Annotated in this window: 19 protein-coding genes; 16 read left to right on the forward strand and 3 right to left on the reverse strand. The window is 61.8% G+C overall.

Translation table 11 applies throughout. The features are described from left to right. The first annotated feature begins 19 nt into the window (after positions 1–19). Both AC1RLZ_RS14605 and AC1RLZ_RS14610 read left to right on the forward strand, forming a co-directional pair. On the forward strand, positions 20–1,156 hold the full coding sequence (locus AC1RLZ_RS14605; protein ID WP_493189174.1) for a zinc-binding dehydrogenase: 1,137 nt from the start codon (positions 20–22) through the stop codon (positions 1,154–1,156). After that, positions 1,153–2,394, forward strand: a complete 1,242-nt coding sequence (locus tag AC1RLZ_RS14610; protein WP_493189175.1) for an MFS transporter — start codon at positions 1,153–1,155, stop codon at positions 2,392–2,394. Before AC1RLZ_RS14605 ends, AC1RLZ_RS14610 begins: the two co-directional genes overlap by 4 nt. A 6-nt stretch (positions 2,395–2,400) precedes the next feature. Here the strand turns inward: AC1RLZ_RS14610 and AC1RLZ_RS14615 are convergent, their stop codons facing one another. Beyond that, a complete protein-coding gene (locus AC1RLZ_RS14615; protein WP_493189176.1) occupies positions 2,401–3,012 on the reverse strand; it encodes a LysE family translocator in 612 nt (203 codons plus the stop codon). Positions 3,013–3,481: 469 nt separating this feature from the next. On the opposite strand from AC1RLZ_RS14615, the gene AC1RLZ_RS14620 reads away from it, so the two are divergent. The 9 genes from AC1RLZ_RS14620 to AC1RLZ_RS14660 all read left to right on the forward strand — a co-directional run bounded on the left by AC1RLZ_RS14620 (position 3,482) and on the right by AC1RLZ_RS14660 (position 12,107). Next, positions 3,482–4,036, forward strand: coding sequence for an NADPH-dependent FMN reductase (locus AC1RLZ_RS14620; RefSeq protein WP_493189177.1), 555 nt, complete (start codon positions 3,482–3,484; stop codon positions 4,034–4,036). 67 nt (positions 4,037–4,103) lie between these two features. Further along, positions 4,104–4,421 (forward strand): FtsB family cell division protein, encoded by a 318-nt coding sequence (locus AC1RLZ_RS14625; protein ID WP_493189178.1) that lies wholly within the window; start codon positions 4,104–4,106, stop codon positions 4,419–4,421. Positions 4,422–4,695: 274 nt separating this feature from the next. Further along, positions 4,696–5,727 (forward strand): pyruvate dehydrogenase (acetyl-transferring) E1 component subunit alpha, encoded by a 1,032-nt coding sequence (gene pdhA, locus AC1RLZ_RS14630; RefSeq protein WP_371422673.1) that lies wholly within the window; start codon positions 4,696–4,698, stop codon positions 5,725–5,727. Between the two features lie 31 nt (positions 5,728–5,758). Continuing rightward, positions 5,759–7,159 (forward strand): pyruvate dehydrogenase complex E1 component subunit beta, encoded by a 1,401-nt coding sequence (locus AC1RLZ_RS14635; protein WP_493189179.1) that lies wholly within the window; start codon positions 5,759–5,761, stop codon positions 7,157–7,159. A gap of 3 nt (positions 7,160–7,162) precedes the next feature. Continuing rightward, positions 7,163–7,468 (forward strand): DUF5076 domain-containing protein, encoded by a 306-nt coding sequence (locus AC1RLZ_RS14640; RefSeq protein WP_068730814.1) that lies wholly within the window; start codon positions 7,163–7,165, stop codon positions 7,466–7,468. A 2-nt stretch (positions 7,469–7,470) separates the two neighbouring features. Then, positions 7,471–8,838: a pyruvate dehydrogenase complex dihydrolipoamide acetyltransferase gene (locus AC1RLZ_RS14645; RefSeq protein WP_493189180.1), complete on the forward strand. Its 1,368-nt coding sequence runs from the start codon at positions 7,471–7,473 to the stop codon at positions 8,836–8,838. Between the two features lie 61 nt (positions 8,839–8,899). Beyond that, entirely contained in the window at positions 8,900–10,321 is a 1,422-nt protein-coding gene (gene lpdA / locus AC1RLZ_RS14650; protein WP_493189181.1) for a dihydrolipoyl dehydrogenase, read from the forward strand. A gap of 306 nt (positions 10,322–10,627) precedes the next feature. Further along, positions 10,628–11,308 carry a hypothetical protein gene (locus AC1RLZ_RS14655; protein WP_493189182.1) on the forward strand — a complete coding sequence of 227 codons (681 nt, stop codon included), beginning with the start codon at positions 10,628–10,630 and terminating at the stop codon, positions 11,306–11,308. Then, entirely contained in the window at positions 11,295–12,107 is an 813-nt protein-coding gene (locus AC1RLZ_RS14660; RefSeq protein WP_493189183.1) for a tetratricopeptide repeat protein, read from the forward strand. The genes AC1RLZ_RS14655 and AC1RLZ_RS14660 overlap by 14 nt, the downstream gene beginning before the upstream one ends. Before the next feature lie 73 nt (positions 12,108–12,180). Here AC1RLZ_RS14660 and xth read toward each other — a convergent pair whose 3' ends face one another. After that, a complete protein-coding gene (gene xth / locus AC1RLZ_RS14665; RefSeq protein WP_493189184.1) occupies positions 12,181–12,972 on the reverse strand; it encodes an exodeoxyribonuclease III in 792 nt (263 codons plus the stop codon). Positions 12,973–13,141: 169 nt separating this feature from the next. Here xth and AC1RLZ_RS14670 point away from each other — a divergent pair, with 169 nt between their 5' ends. Genes AC1RLZ_RS14670 through AC1RLZ_RS14680 form a run of 3 tightly spaced genes read left to right on the forward strand, consistent with a single transcriptional unit; the run spans position 13,142 to position 18,257 of the window. Continuing rightward, complete coding sequence (locus AC1RLZ_RS14670; protein WP_371423987.1) at positions 13,142–14,272, forward strand: efflux RND transporter periplasmic adaptor subunit; 1,131 nt, start codon at positions 13,142–13,144, stop codon at positions 14,270–14,272. Positions 14,273–14,275: 3 nt separating this feature from the next. Next, positions 14,276–17,404 carry an efflux RND transporter permease subunit gene (locus tag AC1RLZ_RS14675; protein ID WP_493189185.1) on the forward strand — a complete coding sequence of 1,043 codons (3,129 nt, stop codon included), beginning with the start codon at positions 14,276–14,278 and terminating at the stop codon, positions 17,402–17,404. A gap of 10 nt (positions 17,405–17,414) precedes the next feature. Continuing rightward, positions 17,415–18,257, forward strand: coding sequence for an amidohydrolase family protein (locus tag AC1RLZ_RS14680; RefSeq protein WP_493189186.1), 843 nt, complete (start codon positions 17,415–17,417; stop codon positions 18,255–18,257). A 26-nt stretch (positions 18,258–18,283) separates the two neighbouring features. Here AC1RLZ_RS14680 and erpA read toward each other — a convergent pair whose 3' ends face one another. After that, positions 18,284–18,631, reverse strand: coding sequence for an iron-sulfur cluster insertion protein ErpA (gene erpA, locus AC1RLZ_RS14685; protein WP_493189187.1), 348 nt, complete (start codon positions 18,629–18,631; stop codon positions 18,284–18,286). Between the two features lie 98 nt (positions 18,632–18,729). Here erpA and AC1RLZ_RS14690 point away from each other — a divergent pair, with 98 nt between their 5' ends. Continuing rightward, the gene (locus tag AC1RLZ_RS14690) at positions 18,730–19,944 is read left to right on the forward strand and encodes a deoxyguanosinetriphosphate triphosphohydrolase (protein WP_493189188.1); all 1,215 of its coding nucleotides are present in this window, start codon (positions 18,730–18,732) and stop codon (positions 19,942–19,944) included. Positions 19,945–20,110: 166 nt separating this feature from the next. Continuing rightward, on the forward strand, positions 20,111–21,904 hold the full coding sequence (argS, locus tag AC1RLZ_RS14695) for an arginine--tRNA ligase (protein WP_493189189.1): 1,794 nt from the start codon (positions 20,111–20,113) through the stop codon (positions 21,902–21,904). The last annotated feature ends 79 nt before the right edge of the window (positions 21,905–21,983 follow it).

Here is a 21,983-nt window from a genome sequence, read left to right on the forward strand (position 1 = left end):
ACATTGAGGGGGATCGACGATGACTGACATCACCACCGGACTTGAACTGCGCTCGCTCATCAAGAGCAGCGGCGAACTGGAAATTTCGCTGCAGCAGGTGACGATCCCGGCGCCGGGTCCCGACGAGGTCGTGGTGCGCATCGAGGCTGCGCCGATCAATCCGTCGGATCTCGGTCTCCTGCTCGGAGCGGCCGATCCGGCGAGTGCGAAAGCCTCCGGCTCTGGCGCGTCTTCGGTGGTCACCGCGACCGTGCCGCAGGCCAATATGAAAGCGATGGGCGGCCGTCTCGACGAGTCGATGGCGGTCGGCAACGAAGGCGCTGGCACGGTGGTGAAGGCCGGATCGTCTGAAGCCGCGCAGGCGCTGCTTGGCAAGACCGTCGCGATGATCGGCGGCGCCATGTATGCGCAATATCGCGTCATCAAGGCCAAGGAATGCCTGTTGCTGCCGGATGGCACCACGGCGGCCGAAGGCGCATCCTGTTTCGTCAATCCGCTGACCTCGCTCGGCATGGTCGAGACCATGATGCGGGAAGGGCACACCGCGCTAGTGCATACCGCAGCCGCGTCCAATCTCGGCCAGATGCTCAACAAGATCTGCCAGAAGGACGGTATCGATCTCGTCAACATCGTGCGCAGCGAGGAGCAGGAGAAGCTGCTGCGCGGGATCGGCGCAAAATATGTCTGTAATTCGACGTCGCCGAATTTCATGGAGGACCTGACAGCTGCATTGATTGCCACCAATGCGACGCTGGCCTTCGACGCCACCGGCGGCGGCAAGCTGCAGGGCCAGATCCTGCAGGCGATGGAAGTCGCGGCCGTCAAGGCCATGAAGGTCTATAGCCGCTATGGCTCGACGACGCACAAGCAGATCTACGTCTATGGCCGGCTGGATACGCGTCCGATCGAATTCGTCCCCGCCGGCATGGCCTGGGGCATGGGCGGCTGGCTGCTGTTTCCGTTCCTGCAGAAAATCGGCGCGGCCGATGCCGCCAGGCTCCGCGCCCGCGTGGTCGCCGAACTCAAGACCACCTTCGCCAGCCACTACACCAAGGTGATCTCGCTCGAAGGCGTGTTGCAGCTCGACAATCTCCGGGCCTATGCGAAGCGTGCCACCGGCGAGAAGTATCTGATCAATCCGAACATGCCGGGATGACACTCGCCGATCAGTCTGCCGGCGTCGTCACGGATGGTGCACGGCTGTTGCTGCGCCATCCGCCGTATCTGTACTACATGGTGTCGCGCAGCTTCTCGCGTTTCGCTTCGCAGATCGCCGCGGTCGCGGTCGGCTGGCAGATTTATGATCTGACCGGCAGCGCGTTCCAGCTTGGCATGGTCGGCCTCGCGCAATTCGTGCCGATGCTGGCGTTGGTCTTCGTCGCCGGCCATATCGCCGACCGCTACGACCGCCGCCGCGTGGTGCAGATCTGCCAGATGCTGCAGGGGCTGACGGCAATCCTGCTGGCCTGGGGCACCTATGCCGGCTGGATCACTGTGCCGCAGATTTTCGTGGCGCTGGTGGTGATCGGCGCGGCGACCGCCTTCGAGGCGCCGGCCGGTTCGGCGTTGCTGCCGGGCGTCGTGCCCGAAGGCCATTTGCAGAAGGCGACCGCGCTCTCGACCGGCGTGTTTCAGGTGGCAATGATCTGCGGCCCCGCGCTTGGCGGCATTGCCTACGCGCTATCGCCTTCGACGCCCTATGTGCTGATGGCAGCATTCTGGCTGATCGGCGGCCTGCTCAACAGCGCCATCAAACTTGCGCGCGAGGTTGCGGTGAAGGATCCGCCGTCGCTGCGGACCTTGTTTGCCGGCGTCGGCTTCGTGCGGAGCAATCCGGCGATCCTCGGCACCATCTCGCTCGATCTGTTCGCGGTGCTGCTCGGCGGCGCCACCGCGCTTCTCCCGATCTATGCCCGTGATATCCTGCAGACCGGTCCGTGGGGCCTCGGCCTCATGCGCGCGGCGCCGGCAGTCGGCGCGCTGCTGACGACCGTCGTGCTGACGCGCTGGTCGATCAATCGCCGGGTCGGCATGCGGATGTTCCAGGCCGTCATCATCTTCGGCCTCGCGACGGCGGTGTTCGCGGTGTCGCAATGGCTGTGGTTGTCGGTCGCCGCGCTCGCGGTACTCGGCGCCGCCGATACGGTCAGCGTGGTGATCCGGTTCTCGCTGGTGCAGCTCGCAACTCCTGACGACATGCGCGGCCGGGTCGGCGCGGTGAACTACCTGTTCATCAACACCTCGAACCAGCTCGGCCAGTTCGAGAGCGGCGTCACCGCGGCGCTGTTCGGCACGGTCCCTGCCGCACTGATCGGCGGCCTCGGCACCGTTGCCATAGCGTTGCTGTGGATGCGGCTGTTCCCGACGCTGCGCAATGTCGAACGGCTGGAATAGGCAGCGTCAACGCTCGGCGAAGGCCAGCTTGGCACCTAGCGCAGCAAACGCGCCGGCAAAACTGCGCCGCATCCAGGTCAACACCCGTGGTCGTGTGATCACGTGGTTGCGGATCGATGCCGCGAACAGGCCGTAGAGCGCGAACACCACGAAGGTCATCAGCATGAACACAGCGCTGAGCAGCAGCATCTGCGACAGCGGATGCGCTTCGTCGGCACTGATGAACTGCGGCAGGAAGGCGAGGAAAAAGATCGACAGTTTCGGATTGAGGATGTTGATCAGGATCGCTGTGGTCGTGACCTGCAGCGCGGACTGCGGGCTGTTGTCGGTTTCCACCTTCAGCGTGCCATGCTCCTGCAGCATCTTCCACGCCATATAGAGCAGGTAGGCGATGCCGACATATTTGAACACCTGAAACGCCAAGGCGCTGGCGTGCAGCAATGCCGCGAGACCAAGGATCGCGGCGGCCATATGCGGAACGATGCCGAGCGTGCAACCGAGCGCGGCGACGACGCTGCTCCGGCCACCGCGCGAAAATCCGGTTGCCAGTGTGTAAAGGGCGCCAGTGCCCGGCGACGCCACCACGATCAGCGAGGTGATGAGAAATTCGATGGTCACGATGACGGCTCCGGCTCGCAAATTTGGATCGTCAGAATGTCGTTTGCGATCCCGTCAGGCAAGCACGTCGTCAGTTGCACACCTCGACATTGGTGAGGCCGATCCGCACGTCGCGCGACACCAGGCGGCAGCCGGGACGTACCGGACGGCAGCCGGCATTGTCGCAGACGATCCGGGAGGATGGCTGCGCGCGTGGCGTGCGGGCCTGAGCCTGCGGACGGTCCAGGTTCTCGCGGTCGGGACGCTCCCGGCACTCTCTGCAGGTTCGACCGCAGCGACGTTCCGCGCGTCATCCATTTGAGCGATATCAGCATAACGAAGATGTGTCTGGGCGAGCGAGGCGGTCGTGCCGGTTTGGCCCGATTGCGGCAGTCAAATGCAATTCATGCACTTGCATCTTTTGCCGGGATAGGTGACAGGTTCCAGATGCGCTCCGCGCTTTTGGAAGCAGTTATTCAGGGGATATCTCATGACCACCTCCCGCGTTGCCGTCATTGTCGGCAGCCTCCGTAAACAGTCATTCTCGCTCAAGGTTGCGCACGCATTAGCCAAACTGGCGCCGGCGTCGCTGCAGCTCAATATCGTGACGCTGAACGATCTGTCGTTCTTCAATCAGGATCTGGAAGCTGCCCCGCCGGCTGACTGGGTCAAGTTCCGTGAGACCATCCAGTCGTCTGACGCTGTCATTTTCGTCTCGCCGGAATATAATCGTTCGGTTTCGGGCGTCCTGAAGAACGCCATCGACGTCGGTTCGCGGCCGTATGGCAAAAGCTCGTTCCTCGGCAAGCCCACCGGCATCGTGGTTAGCTCGCCCGGTCCGATCGGTGGCCTGGGTGCAGCCCTCAGCTTGCGCCAGAGCCTGCCGGGAATTGTCGGTCCCATCATGCAACAGCCTGAAATCTATCTGAATGCCATCGGCGATGCATTCAACGAACAGGGCGAAATCGTCAAGGAATCGATCCGGCCGGTGCTGCAGGCCTATATCGACGCCTTCGCCGTCTGGGTCGACAGGCTGAAGAAATAAGCCGCGCAAATTCAAGCTGCGGCCCGGTTGTTAGGCTAGCCTTAACCGGGCCGTCGCATTTTCGGGCATGGTCAAGCATACCCGCCTCAAATCGATCCTCACCGGGCTCGTGCTCTATGCACTGGCCGCGATGATGATCAGCTATTTCGGGGTCAATGCCTATACCGGCAAATACGGCCTCAATGCCCGGCAGGAGCTCGATCAGGAGATCGTGGCGCTGACCTCCGAACTGGTGCAGTTGAAGAAGGAATGCACCAAGGCCGAGCAGCGCGTGGCGTTGCTGCGATCTGGCGGACTCGATCCCGACATGCTCGACGAGCGCGCGCGCTACCAGCTCGACTACGCGCATCCACGCGACCTCGTGAAGGTCATCAAACCAAACTGAGATTGTCTCTTCGGCGGCGAGTCGTCCTCGCGTGAAGCAACACAGCTTTGCATCAAAGCTATGGATCGCTTGCGCCTGCTCATCGTGACAGCAACGTGACCACGACACGCGCTTTCATTCCTCAAATTACAAAACCGATCCAATTCGGTTTCGAAAGTTTCGCGTCTTCGCTGCAGTGCGAAACAGCCGTGTGGCATTCCGCCCGACGCAATCCCTTTCATGGCGCAAACACTTGGAGTAGGAAGAACCATTCACTCTCGCATCCGGAATTTTCATGGCCGCACCAAAGAAAAGCGTCGCTCCCGCAGGGCAGGCAACGAGCAATGGCGCAACCCCGTCATCGCCGCCAGATTTCACCCGCGATCAGGAGATGCACGCGCTTCGCGACATGCTGCTGATCCGACGCTTCGAGGAGAAGGCTGGCCAGCTCTACGGCATGGGTGCGATCGGCGGTTTCTGCCATCTCTATATCGGCCAGGAAGCCATCGTCGTCGGCATGCAGATGGCGCTCAAGGAAGGTGATCAGGTCATCACCGGCTATCGCGACCATGGTCACATGCTGGCCTGCGGCATGGACGCCAAGGGCGTCATGGCCGAACTCACCGGGCGCAAGGGCGGCTACTCCAAGGGCAAGGGTGGCTCCATGCACATGTTCAGCCGCGAGAAGAATTTCTACGGCGGTCATGGCATCGTCGGCGCGCAGGTCTCGCTCGGTACTGGTCTGGCTTTCGCCAACCGCTACCGCGGCAATGACTTCGTCAGCCTCGCATACTTTGGCGATGGCGCGTCGAACCAGGGCCAGGTCTATGAGAGCTTCAACATGGCCGAGCTGTGGAAGCTCCCGGTGATCTACATCATCGAGAACAACCGCTACGCCATGGGCACCTCGGTGACGCGCTCCTCGGCACAGACCGACTTCTCCAAGCGCGGCGTCTCGTTCAACATTCCCGGCGAGCAGGTCGACGGCATGGATGTCCGGGCCGTGAAGGCTGCCGGAGATCGTGCGGTCGCCTGGTGCCGCGCCGGCAAGGGGCCGTTCATTCTGGAAATGCAGACCTATCGCTATCGCGGCCACTCGATGTCCGATCCCGCCAAGTATCGGACCCGCGAGGAAGTGGACAAAGTGCGTCACGACTCCGATCCGATCGAGCAGGTGCGCAACCGCCTGCTGGCCGCCGGTGTGACGGAGCAGGACCTCAAGGCGATCGACGCTGAGGTGCGCGACATCGTCAATGCTTCCGCCGATTTCGCGCAGCACGATCCCGAGCCGGACGCGTCCGAGCTTTACACCGATGTCTACCGATAAGCGCGCAGCTTAAGACTGATCCGGAGTTACAATGGCCATTCAAGTTCTGATGCCCGCGCTGTCCCCGACCATGGAGAAGGGCAACCTCTCCAAATGGCTCAAGAAGGAAGGCGACACCATCAAATCCGGCGACGTGATCGCTGAAATCGAAACCGACAAAGCGACGATGGAAGTCGAGGCGACCGATGAAGGAACGCTCGGCAAAATCCTGATCGCGGAAGGTACCAACGACGTCGCAGTTAACACGCCGATCGCGACCATCCTCGCCGATGGCGAAGATGCATCTGCCGCCGCAAGTGCACCGGCACCGGTCAAGCAGGAGAAGGTCGCAGAATCCGCGTCACCTGCCACGGAAGCAAAGTCTGCTCCGGCTCCGAAGGAAGAGGCTGCTGCACCGGCCGCTCCAAAGGCGTCGATTTTGCCCGATCCCGAAATTCCTGAAGGCACCGAGATGGTGACCATGACCATTCGCGAAGCTTTGCGCGATGCGATGGCTGAGGAAATGCGCAGGGATGAAGACGTCTTCATCATGGGCGAGGAAGTCGCCGAATATCAGGGCGCATATAAGGTCACCCAGAACCTGCTGCAGGAATTCGGTGCCCGCCGTGTGATCGATACGCCGATCACCGAGCACGGCTTTGCCGGCGTCGGCGTCGGCGCGGCGATGTCCGGTCTGAAGCCGATCGTCGAATTCATGACCTTCAACTTCGCGATGCAGGCGATCGACCAAATCATCAACTCGGCTGCCAAGACGCTCTACATGTCCGGCGGCCAGATGACCTGTCAGATTGTGTTCCGTGGTCCTAACGGCGCAGCCGCCCGCGTCGGTGCGCAGCACAGCCAGGATTACTCGGCCTGGTACTCGCAGATCCCGGGCCTCAAGGTCGTCGCGCCCTATAGCGCCGCCGACTACAAGGGCCTGCTCAAGGCCGCGATCCGCGACCCGAACCCGGTGATCTTCCTCGAAAACGAAATGCTCTACGGGCATTCCGGCGAGGTGCCGAAGCTCGACGACTACATTGTGCCGATCGGCAAGGCCAAGGTCGCGCGCGCGGGCAAGGACGTGACGCTGATCTCGTGGTCGAACGGCATGACCTATGCACTGAAGGCTGCGGAAGAACTCGCCAAGGAAGGCATCGAGGCGGAGGTCATCGATCTGCGCACGCTGCGCCCGCTCGACACTGACACCATCATCGAGTCCGTGAAGAAGACCTCGCGCGCCGTGACGGTGGAAGAAGGCTGGCAGCAGTCCGGTGTCGGTGCCGAAATCGCGGCGCGGATCATGGAGCATGCCTTCGACTATCTCGATGCGCCAGTCGCGCGCGTGTCGGGCAAGGACGTGCCGATGCCTTACGCCGCCAATCTTGAAAAGCTGGCGCTGCCGTCGGTGGCCGATGTCGTGGCTGCTGCCAAAGCCGTTTGCTATCGGTGAACCATGGCGGGTCCGAAGGAACAGCCACTGCCGCCGGATGTCATGGACCGCGAGGACGCCACCGAGGTGTTGCGTGCGTTCGTTCTCGACGGCGGGCTGTCCATCGCCTTCATGCGCGCCTTCGAGGAGCCCGATATGTGGGGGCTGCTGCTGGTCGACATCGCGCGCCATGCCGCACGCGCCTATGCGCGTGAGGCCAACTATTCCGAAGACGAGGCGCTGAACCGCATCGTCGAAATGTTCGAAGCTGAAATCGCGCGTCCGACTGACATGGGCAACACCACGCCGCGGTCGCAACAAGGTCACTGACAATGCCAATCAACATTCTGATGCCTGCGCTGTCGCCCACCATGGAAAAGGGCAACCTTGCCAAGTGGCTCAAGAAAGAGGGCGACAAGGTCAAGTCCGGCGACGTGATCGCCGAGATCGAGACCGACAAGGCGACGATGGAAGTCGAAGCCGTCGACGAAGGCACCATCGCCAAGATTCTGGTGGCGGAAGGTACGCAGGATGTTGCGGTGAACGCCATCATCGCGGTGCTCGCTGCCGATGGCGAGGACGTGAAGGCTGCGAGTTCGGGGGCAGGGGCCGACAAGCCGAAGCCCGCGCCTGCTGCCGAGGCTCCCGCGCCGAAGCCCGCGGCTGCTGCACCCGCCCCGGCTGCTGCTTCCGCAGCGAAAGCAACGGCACCGGCGGCTGCGCCAGCTCCGCAGCCGGCCGCTGCACAGAGCAATGGCGCGCGTGTATTCTCGTCACCGCTGGCGCGTCGTCTCGCCAAGGATGCCGGCATCGAACTCGGGCGTATTGACGGGTCGGGTCCGCATGGTCGTGTGGTCGCTGCGGATGTCGAGAAGGCGAAGTCCGGTGGTGGCCTGAAGGCGCCTGCCGCTCCTGCTGGTGCTCCCGCAGGTGCAACTGGCGCGATCGGTGCACCCGCAATGTCCGATCAGCAGATTCTCGGGCTGTACGAGCAGGGCGCTTACGAGAGCGTGCCGCATGACTCGATGCGCCGCACGATTGCGCAGCGTCTCACCGCCGCGACCAATTCGATGCCGACCTTCTATCTCACCGTCGATTGCGATCTCGGCAAGCTCTCCTCCGCGCGCGAGGAGATCAACGCCGCGGCCGGCAAGGATAAGGACGGCAAGCCGCTCTACAAGCTCTCGGTCAACGACTTCGTCATCAAGGCGATGGCCGTCGCGCTGCAGAAGATTCCGGAAGCGAACGTGTCGTGGACGGAAGCTGCGATGCTCCGCCACAAGCACTCCGACATCGGCGTCGCGGTGGCGCTGCCGTTCGGCCTGATCACGCCGATTATCCGCCAGGCCGAGATCAAGTCGATTTCGTCAATCTCCAACGAGATGAAGGAATTGGCCGCGCGCGCCAAGGCCAAGAAGCTCAAGCCGAACGAATATCAGGGTGGCGCGTCATCCGTGTCCAATCTCGGCATGTTCGGCATCAAGGACTTCACGGCGGTGATCAATCCGCCGCAGTCCTCGATCCTGGCGGTCGGCACGGGCGAGGAACGGGCCGTGGTGAGGGGCGGTCAGATTGTGGCGGCGACCATGATGAGCGTGACGCTGTCCTGCGATCACCGCGCCATCGATGGTGCGCTCGGCGCGGAACTGATCACTGCATTCAAGAAGCTGATCGAAAATCCCGTGATGATGATGGTGTAAGTGCGCGAATTTCGCGCGCCTCACATTTTCACCGGCTACCAAACACATCGAGTGAGTCAAAATGGCTGATACATCCTTCGACGTCGTCGTCATCGGCTCCGGCCCCGGCGGCTATGTGACGGCCATTCGTGCCGCGCAGCTCGGCTTCAAGACGGCGATCGTCGAGAAGGCTTATCTTGGCGGCATCTGCAACAACTGGGGCTGTATCCCGACCAAGGCGCTGCTGCGCTCGGCGGAGATCTATCACTACATGCAGCATGCTGGGGATTACGGCCTCTCGGCGGACAACGTATCCTTCGACATCAAGGCGGTGATCGCGCGCTCGCGTGGCGTGGTGAAGCGCCTCAGCGGCGGCGTCGAATATCTGATGAATAAGAACAAGATCTCGATCATCTGGGGCGACGCGACGCTGGATGCGCCGGGCAAGTTCACGGTGAAGAAGTCGGAAGCCGCAGCACCCAAGGGCGCGCTCGGGGCAGGCAGCTACGCTGCCAAGCATATCATTGTCGCCACCGGCGCCCGCCCGCGCGTGCTGCCTGGACTCGAGCCGGACAAGAAGCTGGTCTGGACCTATTTCGAAGCGATGAACCCCGACAAGATGCCGAAGTCACTGCTGGTGGTCGGCTCCGGCGCCATCGGCATCGAATTCGCGTCGTTCTACAAGACCATGGGCGCCGACGTGACCGTGGTGGAAGTCCTGCCGCAGATCCTGCCGGTGGAAGACGCCGAGATTGCCGGCTTCGCCCGCAAACAGTTCGAGAAGCAGGGCATCAAGATCATGTCCGGCGCGAAGGTGACCAAGCTCGACAAGAAGTCGGATTCGGTCACCGTGACCATCGAGGATGGCAAGGGAGCTATCCAGCAGCTCACGGTCGACCGTGTGATCTCGGCGGTCGGCGTCGTCGGCAATATCGAAAGCTTTGGCCTCGAGAAGCTTGGTGTGAAGACCGAGCGCGGCTGCATCGTGATCGACAAATACGGCAAGACCAACGTGCCCGGCATCTACGCCATCGGCGACGTCGCCGGCCCGCCGATGCTCGCCCACAAGGCCGAGCATGAGGGTGTGATCTGCGTCGAGGCGATCAAGGGGATGAACCCGCACGGGATGGACAAAAGCCTGATCCCCGGCTGCACCTATTGCCATCCGCAGGTGGCCTCGGTCGGTCTCACCGAAGCCAAGGCCAAGGAAGCCGGCAAGGACATCCGCGTCGGCCGCTTCCCCTTCGTCGCCAATGGCAAGGCGATCGCCCAGGGCGAGGACCAGGGCATGGTGAAGGTGATCTTCGACAAGAAGACCGGCCAGCTGCTCGGCGCCCATATGGTCGGCGCGGAAGTGGTCGAGATGATCCAGGGCTTCGTGGTTGCCATGAACCTGGAGACCACCGAGGAAGAGCTGTTCCACACCATCTTCCCGCATCCGACCATCTCGGAGACGATGAAGGAGGCGGTGCTGGATGCTTACGGCCGGGTGCTGAACACCTGAGCCGTTCCGCACGATCCTGATATTGAACGCCGCCTCGAAAGGGCGGCGTTTTCGTTTTCACCCGTGCGCCTCCAACTTTGATACAGCTCTAAAGGGTTGCCGGCGCGCAACGCATGTGTCTCTGCCGCCACAGTTCCCCAAGATTTAACCCTGTCATGCTGTGGGCATTGTAACCGCCGCTATTTGGCCACACGCCTTCGTGAAATCATTTATCGACAGCCAGAAGGCTGGAGCGCTTCGTAGGTCGGCGGGATGTCAGTGGGACTGTCCCGGATCGCCGAAGCGGCCTGAGAAACCAGGTTCGCGATGGACGTCAAGACGAACATCAAGTCGCGTTTGCCTAGCCGTCATATGACGGAAGGCTGGGAGCTGGCGTTGCGTGGCGCGCTCCCGTCCGCGACGACTCTGACTTCGCTGCAGGGCGAACGGCCCGTCGCCGGTCACGAGCTGCGCGCGGAAGAATCTCGCTCCGTCGAAATCTTCAAAAAGACACCATATAGCACCGGTTTGAAGCGGGTAAGCCGTTATGTCGCCAAAGACATATTGGAAGTTGCCGACATACCGTTGCTGAAGACAATATTGCTCGATCACGGCCGGTTGCAGGGAGATTGCCTCGCTGCGACAGGGCGGATGATTGCGGAGAGCTCGAAGACCGTGAAGTGGAATTCCCACCAGGGCGTCATGCGTTCTGCCGACAAGTCGATCACCGTTGCCGGTGACCTTGTTGGATCGAAGGGGACTCTGGCTCCTGGCGCCTTCGAATTGATGGACGGTAGCACCATCAGGCGCGAAACGGATGAGCGCTGCCTTAACATAAAATTGACCTACAAAGAATTGGCCGCGCGCCCGACCAAAGGGAAGCGTCGCGCGACTAACCATATGTCAGGGACGCTGTGGACATATGCCCAGCAGGTTGGATCGGCCATTAGTGGCACCGTGACCGAACCCGGCCGGGCCCACGAGAAATACTGCTATGCGGATAGTTGAGCGTACCATTTTTGTAGCGTTTGTGTTGGGTGCCGCGTCCGTGGCCGCGCCAGCGTTTGCCTTTGATGGCGCGCCCGTTGGCAGCAGCGACGCAGCCCTGCCGGTTGTGACGACCATTCCCGGTGCTGCGCCGGTCTTGAAGAAGTCCGCCAAGCCCGACACCTCGCTGACCGCACTCCAATACGCCGCCGAAGGCGGTCATCCGATCGCCCAGTGGAAGCTCGGCCGGATGTATGCCGACGGGAACGGCGTGGCGCAGGACGACCTGCGCGCCTTCGAATATTTCAGCCGCATTGCCAATGCCCATGCCGAGGACAGCCCATCCGCGCCGCAGGCCACCATCGTCGCCAACGCCTTCGTGGCGCTCGGCCGCTATTACCTCGACGGTATTCCGAACTCGAAGATCAAAGCCGACACCGAACGTGCGCGTGAGATGTTCTCCTATGCCGCGTCCTATTTCGGCAATGCCGACGCGCAATACGATCTGGCCCGGCTGTACCTGAAGGGCATCGGCACCCCGCGCGACACCAAGTATGGCGCCCGTTGGCTTGGTCTCGCTGCACAGAAAGGCCAGCACCAGGCCCAGGCGCTGCTCGGCCAGATGTTGTTCAACGGTGAATCGCTGCCACGGCAGATGGCGCGCGGCCTGATGTGGCTGACGCTGGCCCGTGACAATGCCGGCCCCGACGACACCTGGATCCGCGACAGCTACAACAAGGCCATCGCCAAGGCCTCCGAAGACGACCGTGCCATGGCGCTGCAGATGCTCGAGCACTGGGTGTCTGGCAAGCGCGACTGAGGGGTGGGCGAGGACTGGATCGCCCGGTCAGCCGGGCGATGAGAGCCTGTATGTAGGGCCCGGCGACGGGCCGCTATGCCGCTTCCAGATCCAGATCGACCCAGACCGGCACGTGATCCGAGGGCTTCTCCCAGGCGCGTACATACTTGTCGATACCGACGTCGATGAGCTTGTCGCTGGCCTGTGGTGACAGCAGCAGGTGATCGATGCGGATGCCCCAGTTCTTCTGCCAGGCACCGGCCTGATAGTCCCAGAACGTGTACTGGCCGGGCTCGTCGGTGACGGCGCGCAGGGCGTCGGTCATGCCCAGTCCGAGCAGGGTCTGGAAGCTCGCGCGGGTCTCCGGTTTGAACAGCGCGTCGTTGATCCAGGCTGCCGGATTATAGGCGTCTGCTGCCGCCGGGATGACGTTGAAGTCGCCGGCGAGAATCAGCGGTTCCTCAGTCTTGAGCCGCATCCGGGTGAACTCCTGCAGCCGGGACATCCATTTCAGCTTGTAGGGATATTTCTCACTATCGACCGGATTGCCGTTCGGCAGATACAGGCAGGCCACCCGGACCACACCGGATTTCAGCGACACCACGCCTTCGATAAAGCGGGCGTGGAGATCTTCGTCGTCCCCCGCCAGCCGTGGCGTGGCTTCCTCCAGCGGATATTTCGAGAGCAAAGCGACGCCGTTGAAGGTCTTCTGACCGTGGGTGACGACATTGTAGCCGAGCGCCTCGATGGCCTCGCGCGGGAATGCCTCATCGACGCATTTGATCTCCTGCAGGCAGACGATGTCCGGGGAGCAGTCGCGCAGCCAGGTCAACAGGTGGTCCAGCCGCTGGCGGACAGAGTTCACATTCCAGGTGGCAATTCTCATCTACTGGGATTCCGGTAACAACAATGGCAAAAATACGTCAACGTGGCATACCATCATGCCTGTCAACATGATAAGCTTTAAGCCTAAAGCGCATAGACGCTGTCTTTAAAGCTGCCACGGGCGGGAAACGGGGGCGACCCGATCTTCTGTACCAGGTGACATGGACCATATGAAGAAACGCACATCGATCGCTCTACTCGTTCTCGTCGGCGCTGCCGCGGTTGCTGCCTATGTGACGCGCTCCTCGTGGACCGGTGGCAATACGAATGCACAGGCCCCGCAGCGCGCGCGGATAGTTTCGGTCGAGATTGCCAAGGCTGAACGCAAACCGGTCCCGGTCGATGTCGACTCGATCGGTACAGTAACGCCGATTTCGAGTGTCGCGCTCAAGTCGCGGGTGGAAACCACCATCACCTCGGTTCATTTTGAAGACGGCGCCAAGGTCAAGGAAGGCGATCTGCTGTTCACCCTCGATTCGCGGCAGATCGATGCCCAGATCGAGCAGGCCGAAGGCACGTTGGCCCGCGATCAGGCTCAATTGGCCGGTGCGGAGCGCGACGTGCGGCGCTTTACGGACTTGATCGGGAAGGGCGCGACTACGCAGGTCAGCGTCGACAATGCCAAGACGCAGTCCGACATCCTGGCCGGAACCATCCGGGCCGATCAGTCAGCGCTCGACAATCTCAAGGTCCAGAAGAGCTATACCATCATTCGCGCGCCGTTCTCCGGCCGGATCAGCGCGGCCAATGTGAAGGTCGGCAACTTCGTTCGCCCTGCGGACACGGCGCCGCTCGCAACCATCAACCAGATGGCTCCGGTCTATGTGTCCTTCGCCGTGCCGCAGCGGGTGCTTGGCGATCTGCGCGAGGCGATGGCGGCGGGATCGACCTCGGTCATCGCGACCATCCCGAACAGCGGCCGTTCTGAAACCGGCAAGGTGGCGATGGTGGAAAACGCTGTCGATTCCACGACCGGCATGGTCACCGTACGCGGCATCATGAGTAATCCGAACGAGACGCTATGGCCGGGCATTCTGGTCCAGACCAAGCTGATCGTGCGCACGGAGGACGGCGTTGTTGTGCCCACCGTGGCTGTGCAACGCAGCCAGACTGGCAACTTCGTGTTCACGGTGAAGGACGGTGTCGCCCATGTTCAGCCCGTCGAGGTTGATCGCACCTTCCAGGGAGTTTCGGTGATCACGTCAGGTCTGAAGGGTGATGAGGATGTCGTCGTCGATGGCCAGCTCTTGCTGATGCAAGGCACACGGGTCGAGGCCCGGGCCCGCAGGGCCGGGGCATAAAACATGACCCTTTCGGAGCTCTGCATCCGTCGCCCCGTGATGACCACGCTCATCACGGCGACGATCATCGCGTTTGGCATTTTCGGTTTCCGGCTGCTGCCGGTGTCGGCGCTCCCCAAGGTGGATTTTCCGACCATCGCGGTGACGGCGACGCTGCCGGGTGCCAGTGCCGATACGATGGCGGCCTCGGTCGCGGGTGTTATTGAGCGCCAGCTGTCGACGATTGCCGGCATCTCCTCGATGTCGTCGAGCTCGTCGCAGGGAACGACCCAGATCATCATTCAGTTCGATCTCAATCGCAATATCGATGCCGCGGCGCTGGACGTGCAGACTGCGCTGACGATAGCGCAGCGCCGGTTGCCGATCGAAATGACCATCCCGCCGAGTTTCCGCAAGGTGAACCCCGGCGACTTTCCGGTGCTGTTCATTGCGCTGAGTTCATCGACGCTGCCGCTCTCGGCCGTCAATGAATTTGGCGATATCACCATCGGACAGGCGCTGTCGCAGATCCCCGGCGTGGCGCAGGTGCTGATCTATGGCACGCAGAAATTCGCCATTCGCGTCCAGGCCGATCCGGAGGCTGCCGCGGCCCGCGGGCTATCGCTCGAAGACATCCGCACAGCGGTGTCGCGCGCCAACTCCTCCACGCCGGTTGGAACGCTGAACGGACCGAAGCAGGACATTTCGCTGCAGGCCTCCGGCCAGATGTCCAAGGCCGCCGACTATGGTCAGGTCGTCGTTGCCTGGCGCAACGGCTCGCCGGTCAAGCTGAACGAAGTCGCCAAGATCTATGACGCCGTCGAAAACGACAAGATCGCGACCTGGCTGAATGGCGAGCGCGCCATCGTGCTGGCGATCCAGAAACAGCCCGACGCCAACACGGTTGCCGTGGTCGATGGCGTCCGCGCCAAGCTGCCGTCGCTGCGCGCGCAATTGCCGCCGTCGGTCGAAGTCAATGTGATGATGGACCGCTCGGTCTCGGTCCGCGAAGCCGTCGCCGACGTCGAGGAGACATTGCTGATCGCCGTCGTGCTGGTGATCATCGTCATCTTCCTGTTCCTGCGATCGGCCTCGGCAACCTTCATCCCGGCGCTGGCCGTGCCGATCTCGATCTTCGGCACCTGCGCTGCGATGTATATGCTGGACTACTCCATCAACAACATGACCCTGCTGGCGTTGACACTGTCCGTCGGCTTCGTGGTCGACGACGCTATTGTTATGCTGGAGAACATCGTCCGGCACATCGAACTCGGCATGAAGCCGTTCGATGCGGCGCTGAAGGGCGCGCGCGAAATTGGCTTCACCATCGTTTCGATCACCTTCTCGCTGATCGCGGTGTTCATTCCCGTGCTGCTGATGGGCGGAATTGTCGGCCGCGTGTTCCGTGAATTCGCGGTGACGATTGCGGTGGCGATCATCGTCTCCGGCTTTGTATCGCTGACGCTGACCCCGATGCTATGCGCGCGGGTGCTCAAGGCCCACGATCCCGAGCACAGGGAGAACTTCATCCTGCGTGGTTTTGAGCGCATGTTCGCGGCCTGGCTGCGCGGCTACGAATGGGCGCTCGACCATGTCTTGGCGCACAAGGCGCTGATGTTGGTGGTTACCCTCGCGACGCTCGGCGGCACCGTCTATCTCTACATGATCGTGCCGAAGGGGTTCTTCCCGCAGGAGGATACCGGCTTCCTCACCGGCATTACCGAGGCCGCCACCGATACGTCGTTCGAAGCGATGTCCGCGCGTCAGCAGGTGCTGGCCGCGTTGCTGAAAACGGATCCCGCGGTCGAGTACATCAACAGCACGGTGGGTTCCGGCGGCCCGAATGCGACGGGCAATTATGGGCGCCTGTTCGTGGCGCTGAAGCCCGCGAAGGAACGTGAACCGGCACAGGTGGTGATGGCCCGGCTGCGGCAGAAGTCGCTGGCCGTTCCCGGCCTGCAAGCTTTTTTCCAGAGCATCCAGAACCTGAACATCGGCGGCCGTCCGTCGAAGAGCCAGTACCAATATGTCCTGCAGGGCAGCGATACCGACACGCTATATCGCGTATCGCCGGAGATGCGTGATCGCATCGCCAAGGTGCCAGGTCTGCTCGATGTGACCACCGACCTTTACATCAAGAACCCGCAAATGACGGTCGATATCGACCGCGAGAAGGCGGCAGTCTACGGCATCACGGTCGATCAGGTTCGCAATCAGCTCTACAACGCATTCGGCTCGCGTCAGGTCGGCACCATCTATATGCCGACCAACGACTATCAGATCATCCTGGAAGCGCAGCCGCAGTTCAGGATCGATCCGAGCGATCTCTCCAAGCTTTACATGAAGACGTCGAACAACCAGACCATTCCCCTGAGCGCGGTCGCGCGTCTTGTGCCGACGGTTGGGCCGCTGCAGATCAACCATCAGGGGCAGCAGCCGGCGGTGACAATCTCGTTCAACCTGGTGCCGGGCTATTCGCTGGGGTATGCGGTCGATCAGATCACGCAGATCGAGGCTGATGCCAAACTGCCGGTCACGATCGCCACGGGCTTCTCGGGCACCGCGCAAGTATTCCAGGATTCCTTGCGCGGGCAGGGCGTGCTGATCCTGGCTGCCGTGTTTGCGGCCTTCGTGATCCTTGGCATTCTCTATGAGAGCTTCATCCACCCGATCACGATCATTTCCGGCCTGCCGTCGGCCGGCATCGGTGCCATCCTGACCTTGATGCTGTTCAAGATGGAGATGTCGGTCATCGCCATGATCGGCATCGTGATGCTGGTCGGCATCGTCAAGAAGAACGCCATCATGATGGTCGACTTTGCGCTGGAACGTCGCCGCGTCGGCCTGTCGGCCGAACACGCGATCCGCGAGGCCGCGCTGCTGCGTTTCCGCCCGATCATGATGACAACTTTTGCGGCTATTTTCGGCACGCTGCCGATCGCCCTTGGTGCAGGTGCCGGCGCCGAATTGCGTCAGCCGCTCGGCGTTGCCGTGGTCGGCGGTCTGTGTGTCTCGCAATTGCTGACGTTGTTCATCACCCCCGTTATCTACATCTATCTCGACCGCATCGACCGCAAGCTGAAGCGCAAGCTGCAGCCGCAACTCGAGGACGAAGAGCACGACGATCGTCCCCGCATCGTAGCTGCGGAATAGGGACGTCTCGATGCTGGTGAGAACACTTACTGCGTCCGCTTTGCTGGCCGCACTCGTTGTTGCGCCGGTATGTGCCGACGATCGGATCGAAATCTTCGACGCCCATATGCATTACAACTGGGAGCCGAAGCCGTATTATCAGCCCGACGAGGTGCTCGAGGTTTTCAGGAAGAACCGCGTCACCGGGGTTCTCGCCACCAGCCGCCCGAACACTGGCACGCATGTGCTGATGGACGACAAGGCGAAGGGCAAGTCGGGCGATCTGCAGGTTGTGCCGTTCATCCGGCCGTATCGTATCCGCGCCGATATCGGTAGCTGGTTCAACGATCCGGTGATGTTCGATCTGGTGCAGGAGGAATTCAAGCGCGGCTATTATCGCGGCGTCGGCGAATTCCATCTGACCGGCAAGGCGGCCGATACCGAGATGGTCAAGAAGACCGTCGACTTCGCTGTCGCCAACAATCTCTATCTGCATGCCCATGCTGACGACGAGGCCGTGGAGATACTGATGCGGCACAATCCGCGCGCGCGGGTGATATGGGCGCATACCGGCTTCAGCCTTGCACCGGACCGTGTCGCAGCGATGCTGGCAAAATATCCGAAGCTCTGGGGTGAGCTATCTTACCGTAGCGGCATTGTGGACGTGGCAGGCCGATTGACGCCGCAATGGCGGGTGCTGTTCGAACGCTATCCGGATCGCTTCCTGCTGGGCTCCGACACCTGGGTGCCGGAACGCTGGGCGAGCTATGGCGATATCATGGATGCCTATCGGGCCTGGCTGGCGCAGTTGCCGCCGGCGGTCGCTAAACAGATCGCACACGGCAATGCGCGGGCCCTGTTCGCCGAGAAATAGACCAATCTAGATGAGTCGAAGAGGGATCAGATCGAGAAGCTGGTCCCGCAGCCGCAGGACGCCGTCGCATTCGGATTGACCACGCGGAACGAAGCGCCGATCAGGTCATCGACAAAGTCGAGTTCAGAACCGGCCAGGAACGGCGCCGAGGAGGGGTCGACCAGTACCACGGCGCTGTCGCGTTCAATCAGGATGTCGTCTTCTGCCTTGGCGCGTTCGACGTCGAACTTGTACTGGAAGCCGGAACAGCCGCCGCCTTCGACCGATACCCGGAGCATCGCGCCGTCGCCTTCGGTCTTGAGGATCTCGCCGATCCGGCGCGCAGCACGCGCGCTTACGGTGAGGGGGGGCTCGGTGACTGCTGTATCGGTCATATCTCTCTCCGGGCTGGATTCGAACCATTTGAATCTGCCGCTGCCCATAGTTAAGTGCGGCGGGCTCAGGAATCAATTGGATCAAGGATAAACACGCCGTGTCGGTCGGAATGGCTGCTCCTCGCGCCCCCTATGCCTGCGACCCCGATCGCAGTCGCGGACGGCTGTTTTCCGAGGCTCCGAGCCGGACCCGCAGCGCATTTCGCCGGGATTGCGACCGGGTCATCCATTCGACCGCGTTTCGGCGCCTCAAGCACAAGACCCAGGTCTTTGTGTTCCATGAAGGCGATCATTACCGCACAAGGCTCACCCACACGCTGGAAGTGGCGCAGATTGCGCGCGCGGTGGCCCGACAACTGGGCCTCGACGAAGACCTGACCGAGACGCTGGCCTTGGCCCATGACATCGGCCACCCACCGTTTGGTCATGCTGGCGAGCGGGCGCTCGATGCATGCCTCGAAGCTCATGGCGGCTTCGATCACAACGCCCAGACCCTGCGCCTCGTGACGTCGCTTGAGCATCGGTACCCGGAATTCGACGGCCTTAACCTGACCTGGGAGACCCTCGAAGGCATCGTCAAACACAATGGGCCGCTGACGGATGCGTCAGGCGCGCCTGTGGGACGCTATGCCACCCACGGCGTGCCATTCGGGGTCATCGAATACGACCGCACCTTCGATCTGGAGCTGTCGAGTTTCGCGTCGCTGGAGGCCCAGGTCGCAGCAATTGCCGATGATATCGCCTATGACGCCCATGACATCGATGACGGCCTGCGCGCCGGTCTGTTCACCGTCGATGACCTCAAGGCAATGACGCTGACGCAAGGCATGATCGCCGAGATCGACAGGCGCTATCCCGGACTTGATGAGAGCCGGCGCGGTGCCGAACTGGTGCGCGAGCTGATTTCATATCTGATCGGCGCAGTCGTCGGCGAGACGGAGCAACGACTAGGCTCATTGCGGCCGGAGTCCGCCGAGGACATTCGTCGCTGCGGCCGAAGGCTCGCCGCGTTTCGTGCCGATGCGGCGGAGGCGGAGGCGGGGATCAAGGCCTTTCTCTGGCAGCGGATGTATCGCCATGAACGCGTCATGCGGGTGATGGTCGAGGCCGAATGTCTCGTCACTGATCTGTTCGCGCGCTATCAGCGCTCGCCTGAGGTTCTGCCGGCCGAATGGCTGCCGCCTGAGGGTGCCGAGCCGGAATCAGAGGGCGAGCAGGCGCGCCGGATTGGCAATTTCATCGCCGGAATGACTGACCGGTTTGCCATTACCGAGCATATCCGGCTCTTTGACTCGACCCCCGAATTGCGTTAGGCGATCCCTGTAAGTGCCTTTTGGGGCTACGAATTTTGCGATTTTCAGAAGTCTGTATCTGTTTGAAATCAAACAAGTGCAGCGGAACGCATACGAAACCGCTATCCATCCTTGACGCAATCCAGCCGGGAACAGTCCCGGCGCAAGTTCCGGTTCCTGTACAGTCATGGCCACATCCGCTCCGACCCCGCATCTGTTCGCCAATATGCTCACGCGTGTTCATGCGATCTGCAATGCCCTCACGACCGAGGGCGTCCTGCCGACTGGCATCGATCTGTCGCGCATTGTGGTGGAGCCGACCAAGGACGCGTCGCATGGCGACATGGCGAGCAACGCCGCGATGGTGCTGGCGAAGGAAGCCAAAGCCAAGCCGCGCGACCTCGCCGAAGCGATTGCCGCGAAGCTGCGAACGGACGAACTGGTGACTTCGGTCGATGTCGCCGGACCGGGGTTCATCAACCTCACCTTGAAGACCAGCGCATGGGCGAATGCGCTTCGCGCGGTGCTGCGCGATGGCGATGCTTATGGCCGCAGCCTCGTCGGCGCCGGCGAGAGGGTGAATGTCGAATATGTCTCAGCCAATCCGACCGGTCCGATGCATGTCGGCCATTGCCGCGGCGCCGTGTTCGGGGATGCGCTGGCGAGCCTGCTCTCGACGGCGGGCTACGACGTCACCCGTGAATACTACATCAACGACGCCGGCGCACAGGTCGACGTGCTCGCGCGCTCGGCACACCTGCGGTACCGCGAGGCTCTCGGCGAGACCATCGGTGAAATCCCGGAGGGGCTCTATCCAGGGGACTATCTGGTCCCGGTCGGGCAGGCGCTGGCAAAAGAGCATGGCGACGCGCTCAACCAGATGACCGAGGACAAATGGTTGCCGGTCGTGCGGCCAAAGGCCATTTCCATGATGATGGAGATGATCCGCGGCGATCTCGCCGCGCTCAACATCACGCATGAAGTGTTCTTCTCGGAGCGTTCGCTGATCGATGGCGGTATCGACATGGTCGGCGCAACTATCGAATTCCTGCGTGCCAAGGGGGACGTCTATATCGGCCGGCTGCCGCCGCCGAAGGGGAAACCTGTCGACGACTACGAAGACCGTGAGCAGACCCTGTTCCGCGCCACGGCCTATGGCGACGACGTCGATCGTCCGCTGCTGAAGTCGGATGGCGGCTACACGTATTTCGCCTCCGACATCGCCTACCACAAGACCAAGTTCGATCGCGGTTTCCTCAATATGGTCGATGTCTGGGGTGCCGACCACGGCGGCTACATCAAACGCGTTCAGGCGGCGATCAAGGCGGTGACGGCAGGGAAGGCCGACCTCGACGTCAAGATCGTGCAGCTGGTGAAGTTGCTGCGCAACGGCGAGCCGGTGAAGATGTCGAAGCGCTCGGGTGATTTCGTCACCTTGCGCGAAGTGGTCGACGAGGTCGGTTCCGACGCCGTGCGTTTCATGATGCTGTTCCGCAAGAATGATGCGGTGCTGGATTTCGATCTCGCCAAAGTCATCGAGCAGTCCAAGGACAACCCGGTTTTCTACGTCCAGTACGGTCACGCCCGCGGTCATTCGATCTTCCGTAATGCGCGGGAGATGCTGACCGACCTGCCTCTGGAAACCGGAGCGCGCATTACCTATCTGGAAGACGCGGTGATGGAGCGGCTCGACGATGTTGCCGAGTTGAGCCTGATGCGGCAGTTAGCATTGTACCCACGGATGATCGAATCCGCGGCAGTGGCGCACGAGCCGCACCGCATTGCTTTCTATCTGTATGATCTCGCCAGCGAATTTCATGCGCTCTGGACGCGCGGGCGCGATATGCCTCATTTACGCTTCATTATCACTAATGATGCAGAACTTACCAAAGCGCGATTGGCACTCGTCCAGAGCGTCGTCTCAGTCCTGGCTTCGGGCCTCGCCGTTCTCGGCGTCACCGCACCGGACGAGATGCGGTAGATTGGGGACGACCGCTCACATGGGGATCTGTGGGTGGTTCTTGATAGCAGCTGTTTCGTTTGAAAAGCGGGTTGGCGGC

The sequence above is a fragment of the Tardiphaga sp. GW822-FHT04G09 genome (genome assembly GCF_058800725.1).